This window comes from Mucilaginibacter sp., from assembly GCF_028288225.1.
Classification (GTDB): Bacteria; Bacteroidota; Bacteroidia; order Sphingobacteriales; family Sphingobacteriaceae; genus Mucilaginibacter.
This window is the reverse complement of record NZ_JAQBOC010000045.1, coordinates 22876-37463: the sequence shown is the minus strand read 5'-3', so window position 1 is coordinate 37463 and position 14588 is coordinate 22876. Positions and strand designations below refer to the sequence as shown.

The window sequence follows — 14588 nt, the reverse complement described above, 5'->3', positions numbered from 1 at the left end:
GATTTTAAGATTTTAAATAAGTTTTTAATACCTCAAATCTCAGCAGGAAAATAAAATGGCAATACCGTAAAAAGGCCTTTTTTAACCGGGTGATTTTACGGTATTAAAAAGGGTTAAAACGCGCTGGTAATGTGATGGTTAGTGTGGAATTTTGGATTGTTAAATAACAAATTAATTCATTAAATTTATTGCAACTTAAATCTTAAACGAAATGAAAAAAGCCTATTTTCTTTTGATCAGCATTCTGTTTTCACTGGCATTAAATGCCCAAACCACAACTGTCTCACTTACACTAAATGGCATTGATGCATCTGTGGCAAAAACCATGATTACACATTTTCAAAATACCCGAACAAAGGATCAAAAACCACTGCCCACCACTATCTGGTTTAGCAAAGACGAAGTAAAAAAAATGGCTGGATTATTGAATTCTGAATTCGATCCGAAAGCTAAAATTAACTATACCGATGGAGTTAGAATATATTTTATCAGAGATACGTTGGATGATAACATTAAGCCAACCTACAAAGTTGCAATAGTTTCGACAAAGTTTGCGGGGACATTCAAAAGCCATGACACCACTTATAATTGGCACATGGACTATTATACTCATGCTGCAAATGATCCTTTATTTTTTAATGTGAACCTTAAAACACTTGAAGGAGAATTACAACATAATGAAAATCAAAACAACGCACGTTTATATGAACCCTATATACCACCAGGGGTTGGCATTCCTGACGAAGAAAAAGATTGCGATTTTAGCATATACCATTTTCGTAACAGAAAAGCTGCAACCACGTTGGTTGGGAACTTTGGGAAACACGTAATAAATACGTATGGTGTTTGGTTTGATATCGTTTTTATTAATTATTTGGCCATAACACTTCAAAATAACCCATTGCATAGCGGCATTAGAATTTATTTCGCGACCCATTCAGCGGACGACACAAATAATGCGTTTGCCGATCGTGATACTTTTGTTATTACAACAACTGATTCAACTACCAATAAGGACTACTTTTATTGTGATGACACGCGAACTACAATTCGTAAATTAAAAACCGCGAAAAAACACACATTAAAAAATACTGGAAGGAGAAATTTCAAAAATATTTCCAACGATTATAAGCTTTCGCCGAGCCAGGACAAAGGCGAACTGTGCCCAACCAATTGCAATTGAATAAATCTTGACTATACCGTTAATAAAGTTTTTTACAGCAAATACTATCATTGAATTGATTTGCTTTTTAACCGCACTGCTTTGTTTAAGAAGAGATAAAAGCTTTGCGTGGCGCGGAATTATGATTTATCTTTTCATTACCTGTTTAACAGAACTATTTGCTATTTATTTAAAAAAACAGTTGCATCGTAATAACCAGTGGCCTTATAACATTTCTATAATTTTTGAGGCGACTTTTATAAGTCTGTTGTTCCTTCGCCTGTTTAATAAATATTTTAATAGCAAGCCTGTAATTTTAGGCGGGCTTGCTTTCCTCTTAGTTATTTATTGTTTTGAGGTAAAAGAACATCACTTTGTTTTATTTAAAGATACTACACATGATTTATTAAATAGTACTACCAACGATTCAATGTCAGTTCTTTTTTCGTTATACTCGCTATGTTATTTCTACTTACTGTTAAAAGATAAAGATTATATAAACTTTGAATTTTCGGCCAATTTTTGGTGGGTTGTGGGGGTGTTTTTTTATTATTTCGGCTCTACAACGATTAATTTGCTACGCGATAGGCTGACACCTGACTATTATGGTTTTATTAATACTGTTTTAGTTGTTTTAGTTTGGATTACATATGGCTGCTGGAGTTATTCATTTATTTGTAGAAGATGGGCAACGAAGACATTAAACAGTTAGTAATAACATCGACCCTAATTTTTTTGATGGCACCCGCTTTCGTGCTGGCTTATATTTTTGTTCACAATCGACGCAAAAAAATGCATATCAAAGAAAAGGCCCTGATGCAGCTCACCTTCGATGCGGAAATAACCAAAACCCAGCTCGAAGTACAAGAACAAACCATGCAAACCATCGGCGCTGATCTCCATGATAATATTGGGCAGCTGTTAAGCCTTACCTCATTAACGCTTAATTCTATTGAGTTGAAAAATGCGCCAAAAGCCAGGCAAAAAATTGATGCGGCTATTGATCTTACGGTTCGCTCAATTAAAGAAATGCGCTTGTTGGGAAAATTGCTACAGGGTGATCAATTGGTTGTTACGGGCTTATCAGACGCAATCGGACACGAAATAACCTGGATTGAGAAATCCGGACATTATAAGGTTAGCTACACTAACGATGGAGAAATGCCTGCTGTTAATAGTCCGGATAAAGATTTGATCCTTTTTCGTATCCTGCAGGAAATTTTGAATAATATTATTAAACATGCAAAGGCTACTGAGATAAATATAAAACTTGATTACCAGGAAGCAGTGCTACAGTTACAGGTTAGTGATAACGGGATAGGCTTTAATTCAAGCAATTTTCCATCGGAACAAAGCGGCATGGGGCTGCAGAATATTCAAAAAAGAGCCGGGATAATTGGTGGGGAAGTAACTATTATATCAAACCCGGATGAAGGTGCTACTATAACTGTTTTTATACCATATCCTTAATTATGCAAACAGAGAAAATATTAATAGCCATTGTTGATGACCATACCCTGTTCAGGGATGGCGTAGCATCACTTATGGGTGAATTTGAAGAATTACAGGTGGTTTTTGAAGCCGAAAATGGCGAACAAATGCAACATAAGCTGGCAAAGCATCCTTTGCCACAGGTAATTTTGATGGATATAAATATGCCGGTAATGGACGGCTACCTTGCCACAAAATGGGTTAAAGAAAAGTACCCGCAGATTAAAGTTTTAGCACTCAGCATGTTTGAGGATGATAAGGCAGTTATCCGGATGATAAAAAGCGGGGCGGGCGGGTATGTTTTAAAAGAATCGAAACCAAGGGAGCTTTTGGAAGCGATTAAAGCAATAAACGATAAAGGCGTTTTTATTAACGAGATGGTTTCGGGCAAACTGATTCGCACCGTTGCTGACAATGGAGCGCCTGATTTTTCAAGAAAAGAGTTTGAATTTTTACGCTTGTGCTGCTCTGAATCAACCTATAAAGAAATTGCCGACCAGATGTTTGTAAGCCCCCGAACGGTTGATAATTATCGGGAATCCCTTTTTCTTAAACTAAACCTTAAAACACGCACCGGCCTTGTTTTGTATGCTATTCAAAATGAAATATTCAAATTTTGACTAATGTTTGGTAGGGACGCCCCGACAACTCGGGGCGTCTCCCAAATGCAAATAAAAGCTAAATGCCGTCTTACCATATAATTAAGAGCCGCCCCGACAACTCGGGGCGCCTCTACATAAAATTTACCATCAAATTAAACTTTTCCACACCCTTAGATTAACTTTTTGCGTATACCGCTCAAAATAGGTCTATCTTAGAAAATTCAACAACATTTAAACGGTTTGTCACAAAAGTCTGTACAAAATTATATACCAGCCTTAACAGGGGTACGCGCAATGGCAGCCTACCTGGTTTTCATTTCCCACTTTGCTTACGTTTTTGATGGTAGTTTTCCCCATATTATTCAACGTTTCCTGGGCGAGTTCCACATTGGGGTAAGTATCTTTTTCGTATTGTCGGGTTTTTTGATCACGTTTCGTTATTACCACAGCTTCCATTTAACTACCGACTGGTTTAAGCAATATTTAAAAAACAGGGTGGCACGCATCTACCCCATGTATTTTTTGCTAACCGTAGCAGCCTTTGTTTACTATTTTATTACCAGGGACCAAAGCATAACAAAAGGCTCATCAAACCCGGTTGGATTAATGATAATGAACATCACCTTTGTACGCGGTTTTTTTTACCAGTACTGGGATACGGGCATAGCGCAGGGATGGTCATTAACTGTTGAGGAATGTTTTTATTTTTCAGCGCCAATCATCTTTTTTATCGCTAAAAAATATAATAAATTTTATATCCAGCCGGTAATTATTACCCTATTTGCCATAGTAATGGTATTTGTGTTTCGCGACGTAAATTGGCATGGCTTTTTTGGCAACTTTACTTTTGTAATGCTTTTCACCTTTTTCGGCAGGTGCTTTGAATTTTTTGTAGGGGTACAATTGGCCCGGTACATCTTAAAAAAGCGCTTTAAACGCACCAATAAAATCAGCTTTACGTACGGTGGCTTCGTGCTGATATTTGTATGTGTATTTGTAATGGCGCTGCAACCTATTGTAAAACCATGGGCAGCTGGTTTGGAAACTCCCATAGGTATTATTACCAATAATTATTTTTTATGTGTGATGGTGGCTTTTTTCTTTTACGGCATCATTACGGAGGAAACTGCCTTTAAAAGGCTGCTTGCTACTCCATTTGTTGAACTGCTTGGCAAAAGCTCTTATATCTTTTATCTTATTCATTTGGGGTGGATGTATAACCTTATTCATGATAACATCAATCATTTGAATGACTATATTTTTACACTATATGACAAATGGGGGAAGGACTGGCATTCGCCCTTTGAATACGATAGTTTAAACCTTCTGTTCATCTTTATCGTATTAAACGCCGTTTCTGTATGTTTATTTAAACTAATTGAAGAACCGCTAAATCATTACATCCGCAGATCAAACTTTTTAATAAAGTATAAATCACGCCCTAAAGGGATTGTAGATTAAGGATGTATTCATAAACGGATTAATACCTAATGAAAAAAACTGTTACGATAAACCTTTTCATCTGCTTGTTTTTTGTTTTAATGGCTCCATTAAAAACATTTGCAGGCTTCCCTATTGGCAAATATCGTAATGTGGTTGTACCTACATTCTCATACTACCATCAAAAGGACAGGTTTGATGATAAAGACCACATAATTAAAGGTGCACCCGGTACCGGTTTTACCTCCTACTCGTCAAACTTGTATATAGGTTACGGCATATCGCGCCGGCTTGATTTTATTGCCACCATACCCTATTTATACCAGCAAAATGTAGTTGTTCCAGGCAATACTTTAATTGATGCAGGCCTGGGTGATATGACAATCGGCCTCAGCTATAACCTGGCAAACTTTAATTACGTACGGTTTCTTTCTATCGGTGTATCGGGGATTGTGCCTTTATACAAAAGCAATAACGGAATCTCGCCACTTGGCCTGGGAAGCTATGGTACTGAAATTAAGCTGATGTATTGCGGTAATCTGCCAAAAGAAGTTTCCTCAAAAGGATATTTTAATGCTGAATTTGGTTACCGCAAGTATTATAACACACAGGGGCCTGATCAGATAAGTTTTACCGGCACAGTAGGTTACCCAATTACAAAGCATAACCAGTTAAGCCTTGATATATTACTTTTCAGGTCGTTTAGCTCCAATAAAGCTTTTAACAATAATATTTTTGCGGCACGCGACTATTCTTTTTTTAAGCCGCAGCTAAACTTTGGGCATACATTTACACGGAGGTTTTCCATGTTTGTGGGTGGTTTTTATGTACCATTTGGGGTGAATACGGGTGTTGGTTATGGCGGTTCGGTTTTAGCGGTTATAAAATTATAATTATGAAAAGGATCGGCTATTTAATTATTGTATCATTCATCTTAATCGCATTTTCATTAAAAGCGACAGCGCAAATGCAGGAAGAGGAAACTGAAGAAACAGGCGACGTCGTATTGAAAGCTGTTCCTAAAAATAAAAATGCACTTTTTAAAAGCACCGAAGAAATACGATATAAATTGCAAGTGTATAATAACACAAATGAATTCAAAAATGGGAAGATCTCATATCTAATCACGACAGATGAAGGCAAAAGGATAGCTGTTGACTCCGTTCATTTAAGTATTAAGGGCAACGCCAGTAAAGAATTACAGATAACGATCCCGAAAAAGAGCACAGGATTTTACCATATAAATTTCATAGTTACGCTGCCTGATTATGACGATACCGTTAAAAGAGTGTTTGGCGTAAACCCAGGGCAGATCCGCTCGCAGTTGCATAAACCGGAAGATTTTGATGCCTTTTGGAAACAAAGCCGGGAACAATTAGCAAAGGTGGTTCCAAATTACAGGGTGCTTGAGCGTAGAGACCTGTCGACCGATGAAAAGAAAGTTTACGCGGTTGAAATGCACTCATATGGCAACATGGTGATCCGAGGCTGGCTGGTTATTCCGCGCGACGGGAAGAAATTCCCGGTACATTACCGGGTGCCGGGCTATGTGGTTACCTTAAAGCCCAATATGGATAACGACGACTTTATTGCGTTCGATCTGAATGTACGCGGTAACGGCAATAGTAAGGACGTGATAAATGTTGGTACAGATACTTACTCTGTTATAAATATTGACAATAAGGATAAATACATATACCGGGGTGTTTACATGGATTGCCTCCGCGGACTCGATTTTTTATGTTCACATGCTAACCTGGGTATTGATACCAGTAAAATTTTTGTTGAAGGCGGAAGCCAGGGTGGATCGCTGGCATTAATAACGGCAGCACTTGACAAAAGAGTAAAATTGTTGACCATGCAGGTACCGCTGTATGCTGATATTCATGATAACTATTCAATATCGGAATCGTATGAGAGCCAGGTTTTTCCATTTAAGGTATTCAGGAAATATCAAAGTCAGCATGCAGGTTTTTCGTGGGATAAATTTTTCAGTACATGGGATTATTACGATCCTCAAAATTTTGCGCCAATGGTAAAATGCCCGGTGCTGATGGGGATTGGCTTGTTGGATCGGTTTTGTCCGCCGCGCTGCAGCATGGCGCTGTACAACCATATCGGCAGCACTAATAAGGAATTTGTGTGTGTCCCAAACTCCACACATGAGGTAAATTTTAATTATTTTATGTTTCAAAACCTATGGCTTCGTGAAAAATTCAGGATACCATAGACCGGGATAACTGTTGAATTGTTTACCCACTTATTTAATTAGGAAAAGAACAATTAACAGCCGGAAGGGATGTTTTCAATTTAAAAAGCCGTATAATAAGTATATTGGCTACGGATAATAGGGATGGGGAATTTCGGCACGGTAATAGCCGTACGAGGCAGATAAAAAAGTTAAAATCAGGCTATACTGATTATAAACAATAGGATGGGGCTTAAAGCGCTCCCGCTAAATTTATGAGTTAATATGATGGTAAAGTTTACAAATAAATTTCTTGCGATAGCTTGCTTCCTGGTCACTTTGGCGGGAGTTAAACAGGCATTTGCACAGAGCGAAGCAAACGACGGCACTGTAAATACCGTTGTTACCACTAATAGTAAAGACGGCATTTTTAATTCGACCGCGTCATATACTTTTGAAGCTAAAAATGCCTATAACACTACCCAGGAAGGCCGGATAAAATATATAGTAACCACCGAGTCCGGAAAAAAAATGAAATCAGATTCTGTACGTGTAAAAATTGGCAGAAACAGTTCGGCAAGCTATAATTTTAATATAGCTGGTTTAAAATCCGGCTTTTATAAAATAAACTTCATGATCAATACAAATGATTATGATGATACAACCCGCAAAGCATTTGGCATAAGGCCGGACGAGATCCGTTCGCAATATGGCAAACCTGCCGATTTTGAAGCATTTTGGAATAATGCAAAGGCTGAGCTTGGCAAGGTGAAACCTGAATATAAGGTTACCGAAATGCCCGACTCAAGCAAAGATAACCGCAGGGTGTTTTTAGTTGAGATGAAATCCATAGGTGGCTTAACCATCCGCGGATGGCTAACCGAGCCTATAACGAAAAACAAGAACAAGAAATTTGCGGTGATGCTGGCCTTGCCGGGTTACCAGGTTGATTTAAAGCCCCTGTATGGCCTCGATCCTGATATTGCCCTACTATCATTAAACATCCGCGGCCAGGGAAACAGCCGTGACGTTATTAACGTACGAAAAGAAACATACATTACACTGGGAATTGAAGACAAAAACAAATATGTTTTACGGGGTGCTATTATGGATTGTGTGCGTGCCGTTGATTTTATTTTTACCCGGCCTGAGTTAAGGCATGACAATATTATTGCTGTGGGGGGTAGCTTAGGCGGTTTTCTTGCCGTTGCAACTTCTGGCGTTGATAAACGTATAAGTTTCTGTTCAGCTGCGAATCCTATACTTGGTGATATACGCAATTTGGTTGATGAGGTTGACTGGCCCTTTATTGACATTAAAAAATATGTTAATACCAGGCCGGGATTAACCTTTGATAAGGTGTTAAATAATATGGACTATTTTGATGCCAAAAATTTTGCATCGGGTATAAAATGCCGCACATTAGTTGGCATGGGCATGGTTGACAATATTGCACCTCCAAATACAGTACAAACAATTTACAATATTATCCCGTCAGATAAACACCTGATCATATTCAGGGATTTGGCGCACGAGATCGGTAAAAAGTATGTGATATACGAAGGACGCTGGATGCGGGATACTTTTGCATTGTTTTAACATTAACCATTAACCATGAGCCTTTTGAAGACTATTACAAGACTTTTATTTTCAACACTAATACTTTTTACAACCACTTATAATATAACCTATGCCGATGGCGGTTTTCCTACCAGGCCCGGCCGCTTATTAATAGCACCGTCCGCGAGCTACTTTTTTGCTAATTCACAATGGGATGCAAGTGGTATAAAACAAAAATTTGCCGATAATGGCAAGTTTCAGTCATTTGGTGGTACTTTATATGCTGAATACGGTATTAGCAGGCGTTTTGCGGCGGTGGCGTCAGTTCCGTTTGTGTATAACAAATACACTACTTCGCTGCCGTCAAACACTACAAGCTCTGGCCTTACTGACCTGGAAACCGGTTTAAGGTATTACCTTGCCAATATTGATTTTATTTATTATTTCTCTATCCAGGGTACTGCTATTACCCCCCTATATTCAAATAATGCCAGTTTAGGCTATGGGGAAGAAGGCGCCGAGTTAAAGCTTGCCTTTTCGGGTACAGGCCATTTGGGCAGCTTAGCTACTTATTTTAATGCCGCCGACGGGGTGCGCCAATATTTTGGCACCAATGGTCCTATTCAAAACCGGTATAATGGCACTTTTGGTGTATCGCTTGATAGTGATTACGAAAACCAAGTAGCGGTTACGGTAAGCGGTATCTATTCGCAAAGTAATGATAAAGGCTTTTCGCCAATTCCCGAAACCAATAAAGATTATTCATTCTTACAGGCGTCAATAGGTTATGGCCATTCATTTACCCGAGAAACCTCACTGTTTTTAAGCGGCGGCCGGTTTCTTACAGGTCGTAATACAGGTGTAGGTACCTCAGTATCCCTTGCATTTATTTACAGGCTGGATTACAGGTAGGAAGTTGAATGGTTGATTGAGTTGAATAGGTTGATTAAGTTATAGGCTTACTAACCTATTCAACTCAATCTAACTTAATCCAACCTAATCAACTAATTTCTCCAAACATCTCCCTTATCGCCTTCTCCCTGTATTCAAAGATCTGTTTAAGTTGTTTGCCTACTAAAACGGTATTGGCTAACCGGCCTATGAAGCCTAAGGGTATTGCGTAATATAAAATATCGTTCATTAGCACTCCGCCTTTTATAGCTTTAAAATGATGCTGATGATGCCATAAAGCATAAGGGCCAAAACGTTGTTCATCAACAAAATATTCACCTTCCTTTACATGGGTTATCTCGGTCATCCAGTCCATTTTTATACCCAATAAAGGCGAGATCTTATAGGTAATGATCATACCCGGATATATTTTGTTTCGGGTGTTTGATCTGAAGTCACCACAAAGCTTATTTCCTTAGGGGTAATTTTAGCCAGGTTTAATGGTGATGAGAAGAAATCCCAGGCTTCATCTAAACTTATCGGGATGGCCAGTTCTGTTTTTACCAGGTATGTTTTCACTTTGCGAGTTAAGAATTTACGGGAAGAATAGTTTTATAAAAATTGAGAGTCGGATTATTTTGATTCAAGATAAAAATATGCAATGCTGTTTATAACTAAACAGTTTTATACTTTGTTTCCATCCGCCAGATTAATTATTATCACTTTCTTAATTCTTGCATCTTGATTCTTGCGTCCTGATTCTTATTCCCCTAACCCCATCCGCATTTCTAACATATGCCCTTTAAAGCCGGCTTTTTCATATGCTTTAATTGCAGGCAGGTTATCATTGTAAACGTCCAGCCTGAATTCGGTTATGTTTTGCAGGATGGACCATTGCTTAAGCGCTTCAATAACTTTATTATTCACACCTTTTCCCCGGTGCGCCGGCTTTACATACATAAAGCCTAAATAGGCGTGCCTTGAATGTTTTAAGTAGATTTTTGAATCTTCGACACGTGCGTAACCTGATCCTATCACTTCTCCGTTCAGCTCAGCTACAATAACTTCCACATTTGAAGCAGCAATCATTTTCGCCAGATCATAATAATGAACCTCGCCTTCTTTAATGGTCGGGTCAAACGGGCGTTCTGCTTCAATAATTCCCTGCTCAAAACTCAATAATATCCCGAGGTCACTTAACTGCGCCTTCCTGGTAGTAATTTGTTCCATATTTAATTAGTGAAGGAGTGATTTATTGAATTAGTGAAGGAGTGAATTAGCGAATTAGTAATTTATACTAAGCAAACCTTACATCACTCACTAAATAACTAATTCAGCAATTCACTAATTATTATTCCCCGTTGCCATTGGCAAATCTCTTCTTGACCATTCGCTCCACGAGCCTACATATAATCTAGGTTCAGTAATGCCGGCATAAGCCATCCCCAAAAGTGTATGACACGCTGTAACACCTGATCCGCAATGCACAATTACTTCATCATGCGCTACATCACCTATAGCATCAAGATACATACTTCTTAATATTTCGGCGGGCATATATTTGCCATCAGCATCTAAATTTAATATATAAGGCAGATTTACCGAGCCCGGGATATGGCCTGCAATAAGGTCTATTGGTTCTGTTTGGCCAAGGTATCGTGGTGTTTCACGCACATCAATCACTAAGCGCCTCTCATCCTGAGCAGCAGCTCCGGTTTCTTCAATATCTACTGTACCGGCATAATCACCATGTGTATGGTAAAGTTTTACGGGTGTTGGCGTATAAGCATCAGTGCTTAATACTACGCCCGCTTTAACAGCTGCCTGCACTCCCCCATTTAATACCTGTACCTGCTCATGGCCCAATGATCTCAGCATCCACCATAACCTGGCAGCACTAAAGGCACCCGACTTGTCATCATAAATAATTACACGGCTATCAGAGGTAATGCCCCAGCTTCCTAATAAGGCTGAAAAACTTTTAACCGCCGGCAAAGGATGCCTTCCACCTATAGCGGCATCAGTAACTTTAGCTGCCAGGTGTTGGTCAAGATCGGAATAAATGGCATTTTTTAAGTGCCCGGCCAGGTAACGCTGATAGGAATCCTGCCCTCCGCGGGCATCGATAAGAATGGTATTAGCGCCGGCAAAAGCCGGATCGTTGATTTCAATTAGTGGTGACATAGCTTGATATTTAGTTAGTAGAATTTGAAGCAAGAATCAGGAAGTCAAGAATCAAGAAGAAAACCGGCTTATTTCACCTTCTTATCTTGATTCTTGACCTCTTGATTCCTGACTCTTCTTCCATATAAATATCAAATATAGATACACCGCAGTTGTTTTCAGCAATTTTACTGAACCATTTTATTTGCACAGTATGAACTGGCAAATGCTTCGGGCTTAGCCTTAAAAACAAAACCCATACTTAAAATGTAACCCATAGCCTCGTGCAAGGCCTGGTTCGATTTAAACATCGGGTTGGTGTTAATGTCGGCATGTACTTCAAGGTCAACATCATACAGGTCCAGCAAGTCGCAAAGCTTGTAGGCAATATCAATTGATTTCTGCACTTCGGAAAGCATTCTTTCTTTGATGCTCATTTTTTGTGAGGTACGCTCCTGGTGGATAAACATGAATCCGCCGCGCTGCTCACGTAAAAAAACAATTACAGTTGCAAAATCAGTTACTGTGCCTTTTACCTGCGAATCGGTACCAATACATACTTTTAGCTTGTTGCCAAGGTCGGCTTCCCTTTCAATGGCCTTTTCTACTTCTTCTAAAATGGGCGAATTAATGATCTCGCCGCTAAATTTTCTCCAGGTCATAAATTTATTTTTAGGGTTAAATTTTAGCTGACCTTTTTACGGTCTATAAAAATAAGCGATAACGTTCCATATAAACGTCAATACAATGTGATTTATTTGTTAACATTTAGCTGAATATTAACAGGTTGGGGGTGGATGTGCGGATGAAGGATGTGCAGATGTGCGGATGAGGGAAATTTGATGAGGTGTTTTTTGAAAATTTGAAGATGGAGAAAAGCCTGTAGCATATCACCAAATTAAAATCGGTGAAATCGTCTACAATCGGGGTAATCACAAAAAAACATATCTTTATCATATAAAACCTAAATTATGAAATTAGTAAAATACCTTTTGTTTGCTGTGCCTGTGTTTATTGCGGCGGGATGTAAACAATCCCAAAAAGATCAATCGGCTGACTTGCCTAAACGCACCGTATTTTTCGACAAAACAGGAATGGATACTACGGTAAAGCCCGGAGAAAACTTCTTTTTATACGCCAATGGCAAATGGATAAAAGACACTAAGATCCCCGGGAATGAAAGCAGCTGGGGATTGGGCAATATACTTTACAACGACAATCAAAAGCACCTGCACAGCATACTCGACGATGTGTCTGTTGACGATAACCCGGCAGGCAGCAAGGAGCAAAAAGTAGCCGACCTGTATAAAAGCGGGATGGACACCGCCACCATTGAAAAGCTGGATTATGAACCCGTTAAGCCATTGCTGGCAAAAATTGATGCTATAACAGATTATAAGGGCCTTTTAAAATTGGCTGCCGATGGTTACAAGAATGGCGATGGCTTTTTATTTGGATTTTATGTTTCTCCGGATGACAGGATCAGTAATAAAAACGCCGCTCATTTTGACCAGACAGGCATAACCCTGCCCGAGAAAGGTTACTATACAAAAACCGATTCGGCATCAAAGAAGATCAGGGATGAATATGTTAAATATATAACCAAACTGTTTACATTAACTGGTTCGGATGCAAAAGTTGCCGCAAACAAAGCCGACGGGATCTTAAAGCTGGAAACAGCAATAGCTAATTCGCATTTAAGCCCGGTTGAGCTGCGCGACCCTGTAAAAAACTATAATAAGCTTGCGGTTGCCGATTTTCAAAAGCAGGTACCTGATATTGACCTGGCTGACGCTTTTGAACGCATGGATTTAAAAACCGATACCGTTTTGGTTGGACAGCCCCGCTATTACAAGGCTTTGGATAGCTTGTTAAAAACCGTGCCTGTTACTGTATGGAAAGATAAAGCGGCTTTCGGCGTTTTGGATGGTGCGGCATCGTCACTAAGTAAAAAATTCGTGGACGCCCATTTCCAGTTCTATGGAAAAACATTAAATGGACAGAAAATACAAAAGGAGCGCTGGAAAACAATTGTTGACCGCGTTGATGGCGGATTAGGCGAACTGCTGGGTCAGCTTTATGTTGAAAAATATTTTACTCCCGAAGCAAAAAAACGGATGCTCGACTTAGTAAATAATCTGCAAAAAGTATATCATGAACGCATTGAAAAATTGGATTGGATGGGATCCGAAACTAAAAAACGTGCGATTGAAAAGCTGGACATCTTCACCAAAAAAATAGGATACCCTGATAAGTGGAAGAATTATGACGACGTTGACATTAACAAAGATGCCTTTTATAATAACCTGCAGGCTATAGCTAAGCACGATTATAAAGAGATGATAAAAAAGGTTAATAAATCGGTTGACAGATCTGAATGGACCATGACGCCGCCTACAGTAAATGCCTATTATAACCCAACTTTTAACGAGATAGTTTTCCCTGCTGGCATATTGCAATATCCTTTTTTTGATGAAGATGCTGATGACGCCATTAATTATGGAGCAATTGGTTTGGTGATTGGTCACGAAATGACCCATGGCTTTGATGATCAGGGTCGGCAGTATGATAAAGATGGCAACCTGAAAGATTGGTGGACCGCTGATGACGCTTCAAGATTTAAAAGTAAGGTGCAAGTAATGATCAATCAGTATGATCAGTTCACCGTTTTAAACGGAGTACATGTAAACGGCAGCTTAACCCAGGGAGAAAATCTTGCTGATATCGGCGGTTTGGCTATCGCTTACCAGGCATTTAAAAATACGGCACAAGGAAAGGGTAACACTAAAATAGATGGCTTTACACCCGATCAGCGTTTTTTCCTTTCATGTGCACAAGTATGGCGTTCAAAAAGAAGTGATGAGATAACACGAATGTTAATTAACGTTGACCCGCACTCACCACCAATGTATCGTGTTATCGGCCCTGTGTCAAACATGCCCGAATTTTATAAAGCCTTTAATATAAAACCCGGCGATAAAATGTACCGTGAAGAAAAGGATAGAGTGAAGGTTTGGTAATTGTAATCAATAGATAATGTAAATGCCATCCGGTTTTGGGTGGCATTTTTTGTTTTGGGCAGCCTTAATTC

General features: G+C 39.2%; 14 protein-coding genes. 9 read left to right on the top strand and 5 right to left on the bottom strand.

What is annotated here, in order from left to right; genetic code table 11:
* Positions 1–211: 211 nt before the first annotated feature.
* The 8 genes from JWQ54_RS13705 (at position 212) to JWQ54_RS13670 (ending at position 9355) form a co-directional block, all read left to right on the top strand.
* Positions 212–1183: a hypothetical protein gene (locus JWQ54_RS13705; RefSeq protein ID WP_299585584.1), complete on the top strand. Its 972-nt coding sequence runs from the start codon at positions 212–214 to the stop codon at positions 1181–1183.
* 771 nt (positions 1184–1954) lie between these two features.
* Positions 1955–2632, top strand: a complete 678-nt coding sequence (locus tag JWQ54_RS13700) for an ATP-binding protein (RefSeq protein ID WP_299585582.1) — start codon at positions 1955–1957, stop codon at positions 2630–2632.
* A gap of 2 nt (positions 2633–2634) precedes the next feature.
* Positions 2635–3273, top strand: coding sequence for a response regulator transcription factor (locus tag JWQ54_RS13695; protein ID WP_299585580.1), 639 nt, complete (start codon positions 2635–2637; stop codon positions 3271–3273).
* 222 nt (positions 3274–3495) lie between these two features.
* Positions 3496–4716, top strand: a complete 1221-nt coding sequence (locus tag JWQ54_RS13690) for an acyltransferase (RefSeq protein ID WP_299585578.1) — start codon at positions 3496–3498, stop codon at positions 4714–4716.
* A 29-nt stretch (positions 4717–4745) separates the two neighbouring features.
* Positions 4746–5588, top strand: a complete 843-nt coding sequence (locus tag JWQ54_RS13685; protein WP_299585576.1) for a hypothetical protein — start codon at positions 4746–4748, stop codon at positions 5586–5588.
* A 2-nt stretch (positions 5589–5590) separates the two neighbouring features.
* Positions 5591–6925, top strand: coding sequence for an acetylxylan esterase (locus JWQ54_RS13680; RefSeq protein ID WP_299585574.1), 1335 nt, complete (start codon positions 5591–5593; stop codon positions 6923–6925).
* A gap of 243 nt (positions 6926–7168) precedes the next feature.
* Positions 7169–8482, top strand: a complete 1314-nt coding sequence (locus tag JWQ54_RS13675; protein ID WP_299585572.1) for an acetylxylan esterase — start codon at positions 7169–7171, stop codon at positions 8480–8482.
* A gap of 15 nt (positions 8483–8497) precedes the next feature.
* A complete protein-coding gene (locus JWQ54_RS13670) occupies positions 8498–9355 on the top strand; it encodes a hypothetical protein (RefSeq protein WP_299585570.1) in 858 nt (285 codons plus the stop codon).
* A gap of 88 nt (positions 9356–9443) precedes the next feature.
* Here JWQ54_RS13670 and JWQ54_RS13665 read toward each other — a convergent pair whose 3' ends face one another.
* From JWQ54_RS13665 to JWQ54_RS13645, 5 genes are all read right to left on the bottom strand, one after another.
* The gene (locus JWQ54_RS13665; RefSeq protein ID WP_299585568.1) at positions 9444–9752 is read right to left on the bottom strand and encodes an SRPBCC family protein; all 309 of its coding nucleotides are present in this window, start codon (positions 9750–9752) and stop codon (positions 9444–9446) included.
* The gene (locus JWQ54_RS13660) at positions 9749–9913 is read right to left on the bottom strand and encodes a hypothetical protein (RefSeq protein ID WP_299585566.1); all 165 of its coding nucleotides are present in this window, start codon (positions 9911–9913) and stop codon (positions 9749–9751) included. The genes JWQ54_RS13665 and JWQ54_RS13660 overlap by 4 nt, the downstream gene beginning before the upstream one ends.
* Positions 9914–10096: 183 nt before the next feature.
* A complete protein-coding gene (locus tag JWQ54_RS13655; RefSeq protein ID WP_299585564.1) occupies positions 10097–10564 on the bottom strand; it encodes a GNAT family N-acetyltransferase in 468 nt (155 codons plus the stop codon).
* A 114-nt stretch (positions 10565–10678) separates the two neighbouring features.
* Positions 10679–11518, bottom strand: a complete 840-nt coding sequence (locus JWQ54_RS13650; protein ID WP_299585562.1) for a sulfurtransferase — start codon at positions 11516–11518, stop codon at positions 10679–10681.
* A gap of 167 nt (positions 11519–11685) precedes the next feature.
* Entirely contained in the window at positions 11686–12159 is a 474-nt protein-coding gene (locus tag JWQ54_RS13645) for a ribonuclease H-like YkuK family protein (RefSeq protein ID WP_299585560.1), read from the bottom strand.
* A gap of 309 nt (positions 12160–12468) precedes the next feature.
* Between JWQ54_RS13645 and JWQ54_RS13640 the strand changes: the two genes are divergently transcribed.
* Positions 12469–14517, top strand: a complete 2049-nt coding sequence (locus JWQ54_RS13640; protein WP_299585558.1) for a M13 family metallopeptidase — start codon at positions 12469–12471, stop codon at positions 14515–14517.
* Positions 14518–14588: the final 71 nt, after the last annotated feature.